Origin of the sequence: Rhodopseudomonas palustris (assembly GCF_003591005.1) — a bacterium.
In the GTDB taxonomy this organism is placed as follows: Bacteria; Pseudomonadota; Alphaproteobacteria; order Rhizobiales; family Xanthobacteraceae; genus Rhodopseudomonas; species Rhodopseudomonas palustris_K.
In genome coordinates, this window is the sequence record NZ_QYYD01000002.1 from 44,012 (window position 1) to 60,067 (window position 16,056).

A 16,056-nucleotide genomic window follows, 5' to 3' on the forward strand; every position below is an offset into this window, starting at 1 on the left:
CGGCGCCATTACAATCGCAGCTCCCAGGTCTCGCCGATCAGGTCCTGGCCCCAGCTCCGATGCGGTTCAGTGGCGACCAGCGTGAAGCCGGCGTTCTGGTAGATCCGGCGCGCGGCGATCAAGATGCTGTGGGTCCACAGCGTGACCTTGCGGTAGCCGCATTGCCGGGCGAAGCCGACCGCTTCCTGCACCAGCCGTTCGCCGAGCCGTTGGCCGCGCGCCTGCGGCGTCACCAGCAGCAATCGCAGCTTGGCGACTTCGTCGCTGTCGCGAACCAGAAACACTGAGCCGGCCTGCGCGCCGTCGACATCGGCGATCCAGCAGCGCTCGCGACCCGGATCGTAGGTCGCCAGGAAGGTGCCGGCGATTTCGGCGATCAGTGCCTCGAACGACGCGTCGAAGCCGTATTCGGCGGCGTAAGCGGCGCCGTGGCTCTGCACGACCCAGCCGATGTCGCCCGGGCGCGGGCTGCGCAGCACCGGCGGCGCATGCGAGCCGCCGTCGAGCAGCCGCTCGATCACGGCCATCGCCTGCGTCAGCCGCGGTCGCTCCGACTCCGGCACACGCTCGAGCATTTCGCCGACATCCCGCACCGAGCGCCGTTCGAGATCCGCATAGGCGGCGCGCCCTTTGGCGGTCAGTGCCAACAGATACTGCCGCCGACCGGCAGGTGAAGGCGTGCGTTTGATCAGGCCGCCGTCGACAAAGCTTTGGACGATCCGGCTGAGATAGCCTGCGTCGAGCCCGAGGGCGGCGCCCATGTCTTTCGCGAGCGGCATCTCGCGATGCGCCAGCTCGTACAGCACGCGCGCTTCGGTCAGCGAATAGGGGCTGTCCATCAGGTGCTGGCCGAGCACGCCAAGCTGACGGGTGTAGAACCGGTTGAACTCTCGGACGGCGGCAATCTGACCGGCAGCAATGGATGACGACATGACAACCTCGATTGTTGCCAATGTCATATAAATGGTTGCCAGTGGCAAGTAATATTTTGAATGAGCGCCGAGACGACATCGCTCAGCGACTTCTTAGACCAACACGATACGGCTGCGCAGCATTGTACGCGACGAGCGCCCGAGCTGGCGCAGCAGGCGCCCTTCCGAACGATGAGGATCATGGCCGCCGAGCCTGTCGTAGTGGTCGCGCGCAATCAGCAGGCCCTGATCGGCGCGCGGCCCGGAGAGCTGCCGGCGCAGCGTCCGCAACGTCTCGGTCCAGCTCGGCTCAGCATAGGGCGAGCGCGCGTAGCGAAAAATGCCGGCGCGCGGATGGCCGCTGAGCGAGACGCCCTGGATGAACTGGGTGGTCTCTTCGATCCACCCGGAATCCAACACCGCACCGGCATGGAGGAACATCAGCCAGGGCGACGTCGACCGCTTGGCGCCTTCTGCCAGGGCGGCGGCGCGGCTGCCTTCAACGGCGAGAAAGCCGCAGCCGGCGATGTCGGCGACGCGCTCGATCACCCCGTCGTTCTTGCGGTCGACCAGCAGCACCTCGCGGATCACGCCCGCCGCAGCGCCGGGCACCAGCGCCGCCAGTGTCGCGACCGCGGTCCGCTCGACGCCTTCGGTGGGGATGATGACGCTCAACATGTCGGCTGAATGACCTGATTGCGACGGTGTGGCGCACGCTTAACACCTCGGCGCGTCGAAATCAGCCCGGATCTGGCGCGATCCGGCCGAGTTGTTGCGGGAAGGGCGCGTCAGGCGCGGCCATCGTGGGACGATCCAAATATGTTCTTGATTTGTTCTGACGTGTAGTTATCTTCGTCGCATGAGCAGAGCATCCAGTGCCCTCAAGCGCCCGCCGGTCACGGCGCCCTCCGAGCCGGTGGGCGCACCTTCGCCGTTTCCCGCCATCGAGGTGGCGATCGACAAGCAGCGCCGCCGCGGCCGCGGCGCGCAATCCAACGACAGCGGCCGGTTCGAGGCCGAGGCGCGGGTCGCGTTCGACGACGGCTGGCAGAGCCTCGACGAACTGCCGCCGTTTAAGACCACGGTCGGCCTCGACACCGCCCGCAAGGTCATCACCCGCAACGAGTCGCCGGATATCGGCTTCGACCGTTCGATCAATCCGTATCGCGGCTGCGAGCACGGCTGCGTATATTGCTTCGCACGGCCGACCCACGCCTATCTGGGGCTGTCGCCAGGGCTGGATTTCGAATCGCGGCTGTTCGCCAAGCCGGACGCGCCGGCGCTGCTGGAAAAGGAGCTGGCGGCCGCCGAATACGAGCCGAAGATGATCGCGATCGGCACCAACACCGATCCGTATCAGCCGATCGAGCGCGACCGGAAGATCATGCGCGGCATCCTCGAGGTGCTGGAGAAGACCGGGCATCCGGTCGGCATCGTCACCAAGTCGGCGCTGGTGACCCGCGACATCGACATCCTGGCCCGGATGGCCAAGCGCCAGCTCGCCAAGGTGGCGCTGTCGGTGACCTCGCTCGATCCGAAGCTGGCGCGAACGATGGAGCCGCGCGCTTCGGCGCCGGCCAAGCGGCTCGAGGCGCTGAAGCGGCTCGCCGATGCCGGCATTCCGACCACCGTGATGGTGGCGCCGGTGATACCTGCGCTCAACGACATGGAGATCGAGCGCATCCTCGACGCCGCCGCGCATGCCGGCGTCAAGGAAGCCAGCTACGTGATGCTGCGGCTGCCGCTCGAGGTCCGCGACCTGTTCCGCGAATGGCTGATGGCCAACTATCCGGACCGCTATCGTCACGTCTTCACGCTGATCCGCGAGATGCGCGGCGGCCGCGACTACGATTCGCAATGGGGCACGCGGATGAAGGGCACCGGCCCAATGGCCTGGATGATCGGCCGCCGCTTCGAGGTCGCCTGCGCGAGGCTTGGCCTCAACAAGCGGCGATCGAAGTTGACGCTCGACCATTTTGCCAAGCCGGAGCGGGCAGGGCAGCAGCTGAGTTTGTTCTAAGCCTCGTAGGATGGGTTGAGCGCAGCGAAACCCATCGCCTCAGTCATCGCGGCTTGATGGGTTTCGCTGCGCTCAACCCATCCTACGGGCAGATGCCGGAACTTGGCTCGCGTTGAATTGCGGGCATAGCGTTGGATTTCCGGTTGCGCGCGCCGGGGCCTGCCCGCAGCATCGCGCGATGATTCGAGACACCAGCAAGCCCAGCAAGGCTGCGGCCAAAGCCCTGTCGCTCGGCGGTGGGACAAAGCGTGCTGTGAAGGCGCCGGCCGTCGCGAAGGCGATCAAGGCCTCCGGCGCGAAAGCCGGCATTGCCAAATCGGCGGCCGCGAAAGCCGCGCCCACCAAAGGCCTTGGCAAGGGCGTGATCGCGGTCGCGCCGCCGAGCTTTCGGCGTGAGCGGGCGCTGATCAAGAAGGGCGTCTGGCCGGTTGCGGGCTGCGACGAGGCCGGACGGGGACCGCTCGCTGGCCCCGTGGTCGCGGCGGCGGTGGTGCTCGATCCCAAGCGCGTTCCCAAGGGGCTCGACGATTCCAAACGGCTGAGCGCGGAGCGCCGCGAAGAGCTGTTCGAGGAAATCTGCGCCACCGCGCAGGTCTCTGTGGTCAGCGCCTCGCCGGAGCGGATCAACCGCGACAACATCCTGCGCGCCTCGCTGTGGGCGTTGACCCGCGCCGTCCACGCGTTGCCGGAACTGCCCCAGCACGTCTTCGTCGACGGCCGCGACCGGCTGGCGACACGCTGCGAGAGCGAGGCGGTGATCGGCGGCGACGGGCTGATTGCCTCGATCGCAGCGGCCTCGATCATCGCCAAGGTGACGCGCGACCGGCTGATGTGCCGGCTGGCGCAACAGTGCCCCGGCTATGGCTTCGAATCGCACAAGGGCTACGGCGTGCCGGAGCATCTGGATGCGCTGGCGCGGCTCGGCCCGACGATCCATCACCGCCGCTTCTTCGCGCCGGTCGCTGCGGCCTGGCAGCGCATCGAAGGTGTTCCGGTCGAGCTGCCCGTCAGCGGTGATCTCTTTGAGGCAGCCACGCACGTCCACCTCGTCGCTTCGGCGTAAAGGCCCCACGCGGAGTAACCGTAGATAACCTGAGGCTGGCGCTCCTTTTACCCTCCCCTCCAGGGGAGGGTGGTCCTCGCGGCTCCCGCTTGCTTTCATCGGTGATAATCCCCGCTGTCAGGCCGGAACGGCCAAGCCGGTTGCCTGGGCTGGCGGCGGCCTCTATCACGAGCCGACGAACTTCGCTGGGCCCGCATGCGCTTTGCTTCCCTGATCATCGAACTGATCCGCGCCCGGCCGCGGCTGGTATTCTGGCTGGTGGTATCGGCGCAGGCGCTGTTGTGGATCCTGGTTCCGACGTTGTTCTACGCGAGCCCGCCTGGCAGCATTGCCACGGTGCTGGCTTACGGCCGCGAGTATCAGGTTGGCACCCACCTCGGTCCGCCGCTGGCGTTCTGGCTCGCCGACATTGCGTTCCGTGCCGCCGGCGGTCACGTCATCGGCGTCTATGTGCTGGCGCAGCTCTGCTTCGTGGTTACGTTCTACGCGCTGTTCAAGCTCGCCCGCAGCATGGTCGGCCCGCAGCACGCGGTAATCGCGGTAGTGTTGACCTCGACCATCACGGCGTTCGCGGCGCCCGGCGTCGAGTTCGGGCCATTGGTGCTGGCCCGGCCGCTGTGGGCGTTGATTCTGTGGCACGGCTGGGACGTGATCGGTCGCGGCCGTCGCAGCGCCTGGTTCTCGCTGTCGATCGAGATCGGCCTGCTGCTGCTGACGACCGTCGCAGCCCCGGCGCTACTGTTGCTGCTGGTCGGCTTCGCGCTCGCCACGCCGCGCGGCCGCCGTGCGTTGATGTCGCTCGATCCGCTGTTCGCGCTGCTCGTCGTCGCCGTTTTGGTGCTGCCTTATGGCATCTGGCTGCTCCGCGCCGATCTGTTTGCATTGCCGGCGCTGCCGGCCACGCAGGACGGCGGCGCACGCGCGCTGCTCGCCGCGGAATTGTTCGGCGGGCTGCTGCTTGCAATCGGCGGCGTCGCGCTGCTGGCGCTGCTCAATACGCGGCGGTTCGATCCGCGGCCGGACGATTCCCCGTCGGTGGTTCGCGCCCCGGTCGATCCGCTGGCGCGGCAATACGTCTATGTCTTCGCGCTGGCGCCGGCGCTGCTCGGCTGCATCGCGGCCGGCGTGTTTGGGCTGACGCATGTGCTCGGCGGCGCCGGGATCGCGCTGCTGATGGTCGGGCTCGCGGTGGTGATGGCGACCGGCGACGTCATTCATCTGCGCCGCCAGCGGGTGCTGCGCACCGCCTGGGCCGCTGTGGTGGCGGCGCCTGCCGCGGTGGTGATGCTGAGCGCGCTGGTTCAGCCCTGGCTCAGCCCGACCAGCCTGCCGACCTCGCTGCCGGCCAAGGAGATCGCGCGCTATTTCGGCGACAGCTTCGAGCGCCGCACCGGCCGGCCGCTGCCCGCCGTCGCGGGCGACCCTGAACTCGCCGGGCTGATCGCGATGGGCGCCTCGCGGCCGCATCTGTTTCTCGACGTCACTCCGGCGCGGACACCGTGGGTGACGGCCGAAAGGTTCCGGGAGCAGGGCGGCATCGTCGTCTGGCGCGCGGCCGACACCGCCGGCAGACCGCCACCGGAGATCGCCGCGCGGTTTCCCGATATCGTCCCCGAACTGCCACGCGCCTTCGACCGCATGATCTCCGGCCGCCAGCCGCTGCTGCGCATCGGCTGGGCGATCGTCCGGCCGCGCGGGCGGTGAGCGGCCCTAGAGTTCGACGTCCAGCGACAGCAGATAAACCCGCGGCGTGCCGAGCGCGAAAGTGCCGAACGAGGCGACGCTGGCCCAGTAATCGGTACCAGCCACATTCTGCACCGTACCGCGGACGGTGGTCTTACGACCTTGGATAATCGTCACGTAGCGCGCGCCGAGATCGACGCGGGTCCAGGCGGGCAGCATCTGCGTGTTGCTGCCGTTGACGTACTGCCGTCCCGTGTGAATCACAGTACCGGTCAGCGTGGTGCCCGCCAGTATCGGCAGATCCCATTCGCCCGTCATGTTGATCTGCACGCTCGGCACGCCGATCGGCGTCTTGCCGATGTTGGCGACAGTCGCGGTCTGCGTCACCTCGCCATCAAACAGCGTCACGCCGCCGACGGTGCGGACCCCGGGCGCGATCTCGCCGAACAGGCTGAGCTCGGTGCCGCGCACGCGCTGCTCGCCGCCGGCCGAATAGATGCCGTTGTTGAGCTCGCCATTCGGCTTGGTGATCTGGAAGAACGCCAGCGTCGCGCCGATCCGGCCGAGGTCGAGCTTGGCGCCGGTCTCGTATTGCCTGGTGCGGTACGGCGCCAGGACTTCGCCGGAATTGCTGGCGGTGATCGGCGCGATATCGCCGCGGCTGAGGCCTTCGATGAAGTTCGCATACAGCGACAGATGCTCGATCGGCCGCACCACGATCCCGGCCATCGGCGTGGTCGCAGACTTGTCGTAGGACGAGGTCTGCGCTCCCGTGGTGGTCGAGAAGTTGTGCGCGATCACCTGCTGCTGCCGGACGCCGAGCGTCAGCAGGACGCTGTCATTCAGCATCGACATCGTGTCGGCCAGCGCCACGCCGTTCAGTGTGGTGTCGGACAGGCGCGGCTTGAACGACGGGATGGTGTAGCTCTGTTCCGGCCGCAGCACCGGGGCGTAAATGTTGGACGTGTAGGCCTTGCCGGCCGGGAAGGCGCGATACTGTTCGTCCTGATAGCGCGACGCCTGCAGCGTTACGGCATGCTGCACGACGCCGGTGTCGAACTTGGCACGCACGCCGGCGTCGACCGTGAAGCGGTTGACGTCGAGATTGTAATATTGCGACGTCGTCGACGTGTCGCCGCGCGCATTCGTGATGTTCGGCAGGCCGAAGAACCGCTCCGCATTGGTGTTCGAGCCGCCGACATTGCCGAACGCCATGATGCTCTCGCTCACGTCGAATTCGTTTTTCCACAGCACCGAGGATTCGCGAATGTTCGACCATTCCCACGGCTGGGTGACGTTGTTGGTCGCGTTCGGCGCCGGCGGGATCAGCAGCCCGCTGGAGATCGTGAAGGGCCGCACCGGCGCCTTGATGTGCTCGTTCTGGGTGAAGCCGTACAGCCAGGTGCGATAGCGTTCGCCCTGGTAGTCAAACGCCAGCGAGCCGACCTGCAGGCGGTCGGCTTGACGGTCGATCGCGGTATCGCCGCCGCCGATGCGGCCGTTGAAGCGCAGACCGAATTCGCGGTGATCGCCGAACCGACGCGCGACATCCATATTGGTGCTGACGAAGCCGTTCGACACATAGCCGACGCCGATGCGGCTGAGATCGGCCTCGGCGCGCTTCGGCACCACGTTGATGACGCCGCCTACGCCGCCGTTCGGCGACACGCCGGACAGCATCGCGGCCGGACCCTTGAAGACTTCGATCCGCTCGACATAATCGTTGAAGGTGCGGAAGTTCGGCGCGATTCCGTAGACACCGTCGAAGGCCACTTCGCCCGCGGTGCCTTCGGCGATCGGAAAGCCGCGGATGTAAAACGAATCGATCATGCCGCCGAACGGACTGGTCACCCGCACCGATGGATCGAGCAGCAGGGCGTCCGCGACGGTCGAGGCCTGCTGATTGCGGATCGCATCGTTGGTGTAGCTCGCCGTGGCGAACGGCGATCTGAACGTGTCGGCATTGCCGAGCATGCCGAGCCTGCTGCCGCGCGCCACTTGGCCGCCCGCGAAGGCAGCCGGCCTGTTGGCGTCGGAGGCGACGCTGGGCTGAACGGCCGCAGCGGCTGGCAACCGAGCCGGGGGCGGGGCGACGCGGCTGGCTTGCCGCCGCGCGGTGGCGGCGCTGCTGCGGCGGGCCACGGCCGGCTTGGCCCGCGTCGGACGCGGCGCGTCGACCGACACTGGTGGCAGCATCTGGCCGGACGGCGGCGCGGTTTGGGCGCGTGACAAAGACGGCGCGGCTGTCAGCGATGCGAACAAGACAAGCAGGCTCACGCCGCCAAGCGCTCGGCAACGATACATGGGCAATCCTGATAGTGGCCGGAGCCGTTGGGACGAAACTCAATCGATAGCTGCGGTCGATGGCGCCGCTATCGGGCGAAAGTTGGCGGTGACGGCCGTCACCTCTTCACCATGGCGCCGCGCTCATCACGCGCCCGAACAAGTGGTCGGGCGTTGGCGATGCTGATCAGCAAGGACACTCTGCAGCGGTGGCCTCGAACGAACCGACACCTGGATCCGGTGAAACCAGGGCCCGCGCTAGCCGCTTCACTCGTCGTCCGACGAACTCATCGTTGCTCCAGCCCCGCAGCCTTGATGCGGTAGCAAGGTACGATCGTCAATTAGTTGGAACTCAGACTAGATAATTTCTATCTTTTGAGACTGGCAGAGTGGCCCCATCCTTCGAGACGCCCGGCTCGGCCAGGCTGCTCAGAGCCTGGCCGGAAATTCGATCCGTGAAATGCGGCCTCGAATGTTGTCATTGCGAGGAGCGAAGCGACGAAGCAATCCAGGGCTCCGTGCTCGGCGCTTATGGATTGCTTCGCTTCGCTCGCAATGACGGAAAACGCAGGCTGATTTTGGGTCGGGCGATATCGCTTCGATGAAGAAATCGAGCAGCCCTAGTTCGCCGCCTTGCCGGGCAATGCTTCGAGCGCTTGCGCCACTGCGCGCAGGTCCATCCAGGTCATGCGCTTATACGCCGGCGAGCGGAGCAGATAGGCGGGGTGGAAGGTCGCGATCGCCCGGATGGTGCGCGTGCCGGTGTTGTAGTCGGTCCAGCGGCCACGCGACTTCATGATGCCGTCGCGGGTCTGCAACAGCGTCTGCGTCGCCGGGTTGCCGAGCGTCAGCACGATGTCCGGATCGACCAGCTCGATCTGGCGCTGGATGAAGGGCAGGCAGATCTGGATCTCCTGCGGCGTCGGCGTGCGGTTGCCCGGCGGCCGCCAGGGGATCACGTTGGCGATGTAGACCTTGCTGCGGTCGAGCCCGATCGCCGCCAGCATCAGATCGAGCAGCTTGCCGGAGCGGCCGACGAACGGCAGTCCTTCGATGTCCTCGTCGCGGCCCGGCGCTTCGCCGACCAGCATCAGCCGGGCCTGCGGGTTGCCGTCGGCGAACACCAGCCGGGTCGCCGTCGATCGGAGCGCGCAGCCGTCGAACTGTTCCATCAGTGCGCGCAGGGCCTCGAGCGTCGGCGCGGTTGCCGCTGCCGCCCGGGCCGACGCGATCGCCGCCTCGGGCGAGGGCGGCGCGGCGCCCGGTCGCTGCACCGGAGCGGGTGCGCGCTTGATCTCCGCGCGCGCGGCAGGCGCTTCACGCGGCTGCGGCTCGGCAGGCGCGACGATCTCGTCGTCGAGCAGCCGGTTCACCGGCTCGTCGTTGAGCGCGCAGTCGACCCCGGCATCGAGATAGAACGCCAGCAATTGTCGCAGGCTCGGCGCGGATTCTGGCGTCATGATTCAGCGATCGAAGCGGAAAGGGGACCGGGCGCGCAGCGCCGAAGGTTTCGCACAGCGAACTGTGCCTGAGAAAATGGCGGCATGAAAGCCGGAACGATCGCCTGGCAGGTACATTTGGGTGGTTGTCCTTCCCGGAAAAATAAGAAAGAACACCGGCTGGAAACGTTCAAGACTGTCCCTGCGAGAAAATAGATGAGCGACGAAACGCTGCCGCCCCGCGAATCCATGGAATTCGACGTCGTGATCGTGGGTGCAGGTCCCTCGGGATTGTCTTCGGCGATCCGCCTCAAACAGCTCAACCCGGAGCTCTCGATCGTCGTGGTCGAAAAGGGTTCGGAAGTCGGGGCGCACATTCTCTCGGGTGCGGTGATCGACGTGTCGGCGCTCGACAAGCTGATGCCGAGCTGGCGCGAGGACGACAGCTGCCCGCTCAAGACCCAGGTGGTGGACGACCATTTCTACGTGATGACCTCGGACAAGGCCTTCAAGGTCCCCGAGATCATGGTCCCGCCGATGCTCAACAACCACAAGAACTTCATCGGCTCGCTCGGCGATCTGTGCCGCTGGCTCGGCCCGAAGGCCGAAGAACTCGGCGTCGAAATTTATCCGGGCTTCGCCGCCACCGAGGTGCTGTACGGCGACAATGGCGAAGTGCGCGGCATCGCCACCGGCGACATGGGCATCGGCCGCGACGGCAAGCCCAAGGACTCCTTCACCCGCGGCATGGAACTGCTCGGCAAGTACACGCTGTTCGCCGAAGGCGCGCGGGGCAGCCTGTCGAAGCAACTGATCGCCAAATACAAGCTCGACAAGGACAGCGATCCGCCGAAATTCGGCATCGGCCTGAAGGAAGTCTGGGAGATCGATCCGGCCAAGCACCGCAAGGGCCAGATCGCGCACTCGTTCGGCTGGCCGCTCAGCAACAATGTCGGCGGCGGCTCGTTTCTGTATCACTACGGCACCAACCTGGTGGCGGTCGGCTTCGTGGTGCATCTCAACTACGACGATCCTTATCTGTCGCCATTCGATCAGTTCCAGAAATTCAAAACCCACAAATCGATCGCGCCGCTGTTCGAAGGCGGCAAGCGCATCTCCTATGGGGCGCGCGCCATCACCGAAGGCGGCTGGCAATCGGTGCCGCGGCTGACGTTCCCGGGAGGCGCGCTGATCGGCTGCGCTGCGGGCTTCGTCAACGTGCCGCGCATCAAGGGCGTCCACAATGCGATCGGCTCCGGCATGCTGGCGGCCGAACATGTCGCCGCCGCGCTGGCGGCAGGGCGCAGCAACGACGAGGTGGTGAGCTACGAAGAGTCGTGGCGCGATTCCGCGATCGGACGCGATCTGTTCAAGATCCGCAACGTCAAGCCGCTGTGGTCGAAGTTCGGCACCGCGGTCGGCGTGGTGCTGGCCGGCTTCGAGATGTGGTGCTCCACTCTCGGCTTCTCGGTGTTCGGCACGCTGTCGCATGGCAAGCCGGACAAATCGACGCTCGATCCCGCCAAGTCGCATCAGCCGCATCCCGGTCCGAGGCCGGACGGCAAGCTGACCTTCGATCGGCTATCCTCGGTGTTCCTGTCGAACACCAATCACGAGGAAGATCAGCCGGTGCACCTCAAGGTCGCCGACATGGAACTGCAGAAGAAGTCGGAGCACGACGTATTCGCCGGTCCGTCGGGGCGCTACTGCCCGGCCGCGGTGTACGAATGGGTCGAAGAACCGACCGGCCCCCGCTTCGTGATCAACGCGCAGAACTGCGTCCACTGCAAAACCTGCGACATCAAGGATCCGAACGGCAATATCACCTGGGTCCCGCCGGAGGGCGGCGGCGGTCCAAATTACCAGGGGATGTGAGCGGTCTCTGACCACGAGGACGTGAGCGGCCGAGGCGTATGCAGCCTGCGCCGGTCACGATCCTGCCATGTTGCCACCGTCTCAATCTGGACCAAGGCCGTGCCGCGACACTATGCGGGACGGTTGGCCTGATGTGCGCCGGGGCCGATCCTTGCGGTTGGTCGTCAAAACCGGCATTGTCGTCGGTCAGACGCTGCCGGCTCGGCGGCCGGGACATCCGAGCCCTTTCCTGGAGCTAGGCAACTTTGATGCTTCTTCATCGATTCCGTCGCTCGATGGCCGTCGCCCTCACCTTGGCGGCGCTGCCGCTGGCCGGACCCGCGCTGGCGCAGACGCCGGATCATCCGGCGGACAATTCCGCGCAGTTTCCGACCAATCAAGACCTGCGGTCGATGACCACGGCCGGCAGCTATCTGGCGGCCCGCCACGCCAGCGTCGAGCGTGACGCGGCGTCCGCTGCGGCGTTCTATCGCTCGGCGCTGCGCACCGATCCGAAGAACAACGAGTTGCTCGACCGCGCCTTCATCTCCTCGCTTGCCGAAGGCAATATTGAGGAGGCGGTGAAGCTCGCCGACCGCATTCTCAAGGTCGACAAGACCAATCGCGTCGCGCGCCTGGTGCTCGGCGTCCGCGACCTCAAGACGAAGAAATACGCCTCTGCGATTCAGAACGTGAACCTGTCGGTGCGCGGGCCGATCACCGATCTGGTCGCGACGCTGCTCGCCAGCTGGGCGATGGAAGGCGCCGGCGACGTCAAGGGCGCGGTCGCCAACATCGACAAGCTTGCAGGCCCGGAGTGGTATCCGATCTTCAAGGATCTGCATTCCGGCATGATCCTCGAACTCGCGGGCAAGCAGAAGGACGCCGGGCCGCGGTTCGAGCGCGCCTACAAGCTCGACGATTCGGCGCTGCGGGTGATGGACGCCTATGCACGCTGGCTGTCGCGCAACAAGGACGCCGCCGAGGCGACCGCGGTGTATGAGAATTTCGACAAGAAGCTGGCCCGCCACCCGCTGGTGATCGACGCGCTGCGCGACGTGCGCGCCGGCAAGAAGCTGCCGTCCTTGGTTGATAGCCCGCAGGCCGGCGCCGCCGAAGCGCTGTACGGCATCGGCGCGTCGCTGACGCGGCGCGGTGGCGAGGATCTGGCGCTGGTCTATCTGCAGCTCGCTCTGTATCTGAAGCCCGACCATTCGCTGGCGCTGCTCGCGCTCGGCGATCTGTACGAGTCGGTGAAGAAGCCGGCGATGGCCGTGAAGGTCTACGAGCGCGTGCCGGCGGATTCGCCACTCAAGCGTAACGCCCAGATCCAGCTCGCCACCGATCTCGACGCGGTCGAGCGCAGCGACGAGGCGATCAAGATCCTCAAGGACGTGATTGCCGAGGACGGCAAGGACCTCGAGGCCATCATGGCGCTCGGCAATATCGAGCGGGGTCGCAAGAAGTTCGCCGATTGCGCCGTGACCTATTCGCAGGGCATCGACGCGTTGACCGGCGCCGAGAAGAACAGCTGGGTGTACTACTACTTCCGCGGCATCTGCGAGGAGCGTTCCAAGCAGTGGGCGAAAGCCGAAGCCGACATGAAGAAGGCGCTGTCGATGCAGCCCGAGCAGCCGCACGTGCTGAACTATCTGGGCTATTCCTGGATCGACCAGGGCATCAATCTTGACGAAGCGATGAAGATGATCAAGCGCGCCGTCGACCAGCGTCCGGACGACGGCTACATCGTCGACTCGCTGGGCTGGGCTTACTACCGCATCGGCAATTACGAGGATGCGGTGAAGACGCTGGAGCGGGCGATCGACCTAAAGCCTGAAGATCCGACCATCAACGATCACCTCGGCGACGCCTATTGGCGCGTCGGCCGCACGCTCGAAGCGCGCTTCCAGTGGGCGCACGCCCGCGATCTCAAGCCGGATCCGGACGAACTGCCGAAGATCGAGGCCAAGCTTGCCAACGGCCTGCCGGACGACACCTCGTCGGCCGCCACGGCCGAGAAGAAGAAGGAAGACGACAAGGGCGGCTGAGCCGTCCTGTCGCAGGCGCGCGGCGATGGCCTTTGTCGTCGCCGGCGTGCCGGGTTGCGGTGATCCCTTCGGGCCTTGCACCCCGCTGGCCAAACGTCGCGGAATACGCATTCCCACAATGGGCGGTTGCGCCGTGCCGGCGGTTGTGCTCGGACATTCGGCGGACCGAGCCGGCAGGCAGCTGGAGCGTGTCGCGTCGTTGTCCGGTGTCGATGGGGTAGGGGCCTGTTGAGGTGAATGCAGCTTCGGTAGTCGCGCTGAGCGATGTAGCTCGCGCCAAGGTCAATCTGACGCTGCGTGTCGTCGGCCGCCGCGTCGACGGCTATCACGACCTCGAAAGCGTCGTGGCGTTCGCCGATTGCGCCGACCGCCTGACGCTGCATCCAGGCGACGAGCTCAGCCTCGTCACCACGGGGCCCGGCGCGCAGGATTGCGGCGACACCACTGACAATCTGGTGCTGAAGGCGACGCGGCTGCTCGCCGAGCGCGTGCCGGGGCTGCGCAGCGGCGCCTTCGTGCTCGACAAGCATCTGCCGGTCGCGGCCGGCATCGGCGGCGGCTCTGCCGACGCTGCGGCGGCGCTGCGCCTCTTGGTCCGCACCAACGATCTAGCCTTCGACGATCCACGCCTGATCGAGGCGGCACGGCTCACCGGCGCAGACGTGCCGGTGTGCCTGCCGTCGCAGCCCTGCGTGATGACCGGCGTCGGCGACAACCTGTCGCCGCTGCCGTTGCCGCGGCTGTCCGCCGTCATGGTCAATCCGCGCATGCCGGTCGCCACCAGGGACGTGTTCACGACGCTCGGCCTGCGCGCCGGCCAGCTCAATGTCGGCATCGCCGACGTGCTGGGGTCGACCGGCTGGCCGAAGCAGGACGCCTCCGCGTCCGACTGGATCGCCGCGGTCAAGCGCGGCCGCAACGACCTCGAGGCACCGGCGCTGAAGGTCGAACCGGTGGTCGGCACCGTGCTACAGGCGCTCGGCGCATTACCCGGCGTGCAACTCGCCCGCATGTCCGGCTCCGGCGCCACCTGCTTCGCGCTGTTCGCCAGCGATGAGGATGCGAAGGCCGGCGCCGAAGTGCTGAAAGCCGCTCACCCGGGTTGGTGGGTGCATGCGGGTAGCTTGAGCTGATCAGAAGCGACTGAGCTTGCGTTCGTCATTCCGATGCGCGCAGCGAAGCTGCGCGAACCCGGAATCCCGAGGTTGTCGAGCTTGGTCGAGATTCCGGGTTCGCTCGCAAGTGCGAGCGCCCCGGAATGACGAGAGGGCGGTGGAGCGACGCCCCGCGTTCAGTGCGACCGCGCCAAACAGAACGCCACCACCTGCTCCAGCGCCGTCTTCATCGGCGACGACGGGAACAGTGCCAGCGCGTCGACCGCCATTGCGCCGTAATGGTGGGCGCGCTGGATGGTGTCTTCGAGGGCGCGATGCTTGGCCATCAGGGCGATCGCCTGGTCGAGGTCGGCGTCGGTGATGTCGCCCTTCTCCAGCGCCCGCACCCAGAACTCGCGCTCGGCGTCGTTGCCGCGGCGGAATGCCAGCACCACCGGCAGCGTGATCTTGCCTTCGCGGAAATCGTCGCCGACGTTCTTGCCGAGCTTGGCGGCCTTGCCGCCGTAATCGAGCACGTCGTCGATCAGCTGGAAGGCGATGCCGAGATTCATGCCGAACGAGCGGCAGGCCGACTGCTCGGCCTTCGGCCGCTCGGCGATCGCCGGGCCGACCTCGCAGGCGGCGGCGAACAGCTCGGCGGTCTTGCCGCGGATCACCGCGAGATATTCGTCTTCGGTCGTTGCGGTATTCTTGGCGGCGGCGAGCTGCATCACTTCGCCCTCGGCGATCGTCGCCGACGCCGCGGAGAGAATGTCGAGCGCGCGCAGGCTGCCGACCTCGACCATCATGCGGAACGCCTGGCCGAGCAGGAAGTCGCCGACCAGCACGCTGGCCTCGTTGCCCCACAGCATCCGCGCCGACTTCTTGCCGCGGCGCATCTCGCTCTCGTCGACGACATCGTCATGCAGCAGCGTTGCGGTGTGCATGAACTCGACCGCGGCGGCGAGCTTGATATGGCCGTCGCCGGCGTAGCCGGTGAGATTCGCCATCGCCAGCGTCAGCATCGGCCGCAGCCGCTTGCCACCCGAGGAGATCAGATGATTGGCGACCTCCGGGATCATGGTGACGTCGGAGCCGGTCCGCGACAGGATGGTGGCGTTGACCCGCTCCATGTCGGCGGCGGCGAGCCCGACCAGCTGGTCGATCGACGCTGACGAAGGGCCTTCGAAGGGGACGATCACGGCCACGCTGGGTCTCCACAGTGACGGCGGTTTTCGGCACAGCGGGTCCGCGCGAAAACCTCCTCAATTTCGGTGCTCGGAGGCGAATTCGGGCGCCGGCGCGCAGCGGCCCGGCGATTTCGCTCTTCGACGTGGCTCCCTATAGCATGGGAGTGGACCGGCCGCGACGTGCCGCTCGCCCGCGACGATTGGGGGGAGCTATAATGCAGGGATCAGGGGAGGCGCAAGATTGCAGGAACTGGTGCGGACCAACGACGTGGTGCTGATTTCGGCGATCGGGGCGCTGCTCGACGGCGCCGGGATCGACTATTTGGTGATGGACCAGAACATGAGCGTGCTGGAGGGCTCGGTCGGGGTCATCCCGCGGCGCATTCTCGTCCATTCGGATGATGTCCGCAGTGCCCGTCAGGTCATGACCGACGCCGGCCTCGCCCATGAGCTGCGGGACATGGGGTGAGG

The 16,056-nt window shown here is 66.5% G+C and carries 12 protein-coding genes; 7 read left to right on the top strand and 5 right to left on the bottom strand.

Annotation, left to right across the window (positions count from 1 at the left end; all coding sequences use genetic code 11):
- Positions 1-8 precede the first annotated feature (8 nt).
- Both D4Q52_RS02150 and D4Q52_RS02155 read right to left on the bottom strand, forming a co-directional pair.
- The gene (locus tag D4Q52_RS02150) at positions 9-932 is read right to left on the bottom strand and encodes a bifunctional helix-turn-helix transcriptional regulator/GNAT family N-acetyltransferase (protein WP_119854903.1); all 924 of its coding nucleotides are present in this window, start codon (positions 930-932) and stop codon (positions 9-11) included.
- A gap of 93 nt (positions 933-1,025) precedes the next feature.
- Complete coding sequence (locus tag D4Q52_RS02155; protein ID WP_119854904.1) at positions 1,026-1,589, bottom strand: glycosyl transferase; 564 nt, start codon at positions 1,587-1,589, stop codon at positions 1,026-1,028.
- 181 nt (positions 1,590-1,770) lie between these two features.
- On the opposite strand from D4Q52_RS02155, the gene D4Q52_RS02160 reads away from it, so the two are divergent.
- The 3 genes from D4Q52_RS02160 (at position 1,771) to D4Q52_RS02170 (ending at position 5,698) form a co-directional block, all read left to right on the top strand.
- Positions 1,771-2,931, top strand: coding sequence for a PA0069 family radical SAM protein (locus tag D4Q52_RS02160; protein ID WP_119854905.1), 1,161 nt, complete (start codon positions 1,771-1,773; stop codon positions 2,929-2,931).
- Between the two features lie 178 nt (positions 2,932-3,109).
- The gene (locus D4Q52_RS02165) at positions 3,110-3,994 is read left to right on the top strand and encodes a ribonuclease HII (protein WP_119854906.1); all 885 of its coding nucleotides are present in this window, start codon (positions 3,110-3,112) and stop codon (positions 3,992-3,994) included.
- Positions 3,995-4,189: 195 nt separating this feature from the next.
- The gene (locus tag D4Q52_RS02170) at positions 4,190-5,698 is read left to right on the top strand and encodes a glycosyltransferase family 39 protein (RefSeq protein ID WP_119854907.1); all 1,509 of its coding nucleotides are present in this window, start codon (positions 4,190-4,192) and stop codon (positions 5,696-5,698) included.
- A 6-nt stretch (positions 5,699-5,704) separates the two neighbouring features.
- On the opposite strand, the gene D4Q52_RS02175 is transcribed toward D4Q52_RS02170, so the two are convergent.
- Positions 5,705-7,954: a TonB-dependent receptor gene (locus D4Q52_RS02175; RefSeq protein ID WP_234831041.1), complete on the bottom strand. Its 2,250-nt coding sequence runs from the start codon at positions 7,952-7,954 to the stop codon at positions 5,705-5,707.
- Positions 7,955-8,580: 626 nt separating this feature from the next.
- Positions 8,581-9,420 (bottom strand): uracil-DNA glycosylase, encoded by an 840-nt coding sequence (locus tag D4Q52_RS02180; protein WP_119854909.1) that lies wholly within the window; start codon positions 9,418-9,420, stop codon positions 8,581-8,583.
- 195 nt (positions 9,421-9,615) lie between these two features.
- Between D4Q52_RS02180 and D4Q52_RS02185 the strand changes: the two genes are divergently transcribed.
- The 3 genes from D4Q52_RS02185 (at position 9,616) to D4Q52_RS02195 (ending at position 14,434) form a co-directional block, all read left to right on the top strand.
- Positions 9,616-11,274 (top strand): electron transfer flavoprotein-ubiquinone oxidoreductase, encoded by a 1,659-nt coding sequence (locus tag D4Q52_RS02185; RefSeq protein WP_119854910.1) that lies wholly within the window; start codon positions 9,616-9,618, stop codon positions 11,272-11,274.
- 248 nt (positions 11,275-11,522) lie between these two features.
- Positions 11,523-13,301 (top strand): tetratricopeptide repeat protein, encoded by a 1,779-nt coding sequence (locus tag D4Q52_RS02190; RefSeq protein ID WP_119854911.1) that lies wholly within the window; start codon positions 11,523-11,525, stop codon positions 13,299-13,301.
- 233 nt (positions 13,302-13,534) lie between these two features.
- Positions 13,535-14,434, top strand: a complete 900-nt coding sequence (locus D4Q52_RS02195; protein ID WP_119854912.1) for a 4-(cytidine 5'-diphospho)-2-C-methyl-D-erythritol kinase — start codon at positions 13,535-13,537, stop codon at positions 14,432-14,434.
- Positions 14,435-14,592: 158 nt separating this feature from the next.
- Here the strand turns inward: D4Q52_RS02195 and D4Q52_RS02200 are convergent, their stop codons facing one another.
- Positions 14,593-15,603 carry a polyprenyl synthetase family protein gene (locus D4Q52_RS02200; RefSeq protein WP_119854913.1) on the bottom strand — a complete coding sequence of 337 codons (1,011 nt, stop codon included), beginning with the start codon at positions 15,601-15,603 and terminating at the stop codon, positions 14,593-14,595.
- A 223-nt stretch (positions 15,604-15,826) separates the two neighbouring features.
- Here D4Q52_RS02200 and D4Q52_RS02205 point away from each other — a divergent pair, with 223 nt between their 5' ends.
- Positions 15,827-16,054 (top strand): DUF2007 domain-containing protein, encoded by a 228-nt coding sequence (locus D4Q52_RS02205; protein ID WP_119854914.1) that lies wholly within the window; start codon positions 15,827-15,829, stop codon positions 16,052-16,054.
- Positions 16,055-16,056: the final 2 nt, after the last annotated feature.

Coding starts and splice junctions, on each gene's coding strand:
- D4Q52_RS02190 (WP_119854911.1), top strand. CDS start 11,523: ATGCTTCTTCATCGATTCCGTCGCTCGATGGCCGTCGCCCTCACCTTG.
- D4Q52_RS02150 (WP_119854903.1), bottom strand. CDS start 932: ATGTCGTCATCCATTGCTGCCGGTCAGATTGCCGCCGTCCGAGAGTTC.
- D4Q52_RS02160 (WP_119854905.1), top strand. CDS start 1,771: ATGAGCAGAGCATCCAGTGCCCTCAAGCGCCCGCCGGTCACGGCGCCC.
- D4Q52_RS02155 (WP_119854904.1), bottom strand. CDS start 1,589: ATGTTGAGCGTCATCATCCCCACCGAAGGCGTCGAGCGGACCGCGGTC.
- D4Q52_RS02185 (WP_119854910.1), top strand. CDS start 9,616: ATGAGCGACGAAACGCTGCCGCCCCGCGAATCCATGGAATTCGACGTC.
- D4Q52_RS02170 (WP_119854907.1), top strand. CDS start 4,190: ATGCGCTTTGCTTCCCTGATCATCGAACTGATCCGCGCCCGGCCGCGG.
- D4Q52_RS02165 (WP_119854906.1), top strand. CDS start 3,110: ATGATTCGAGACACCAGCAAGCCCAGCAAGGCTGCGGCCAAAGCCCTG.
- D4Q52_RS02180 (WP_119854909.1), bottom strand. CDS start 9,420: ATGACGCCAGAATCCGCGCCGAGCCTGCGACAATTGCTGGCGTTCTAT.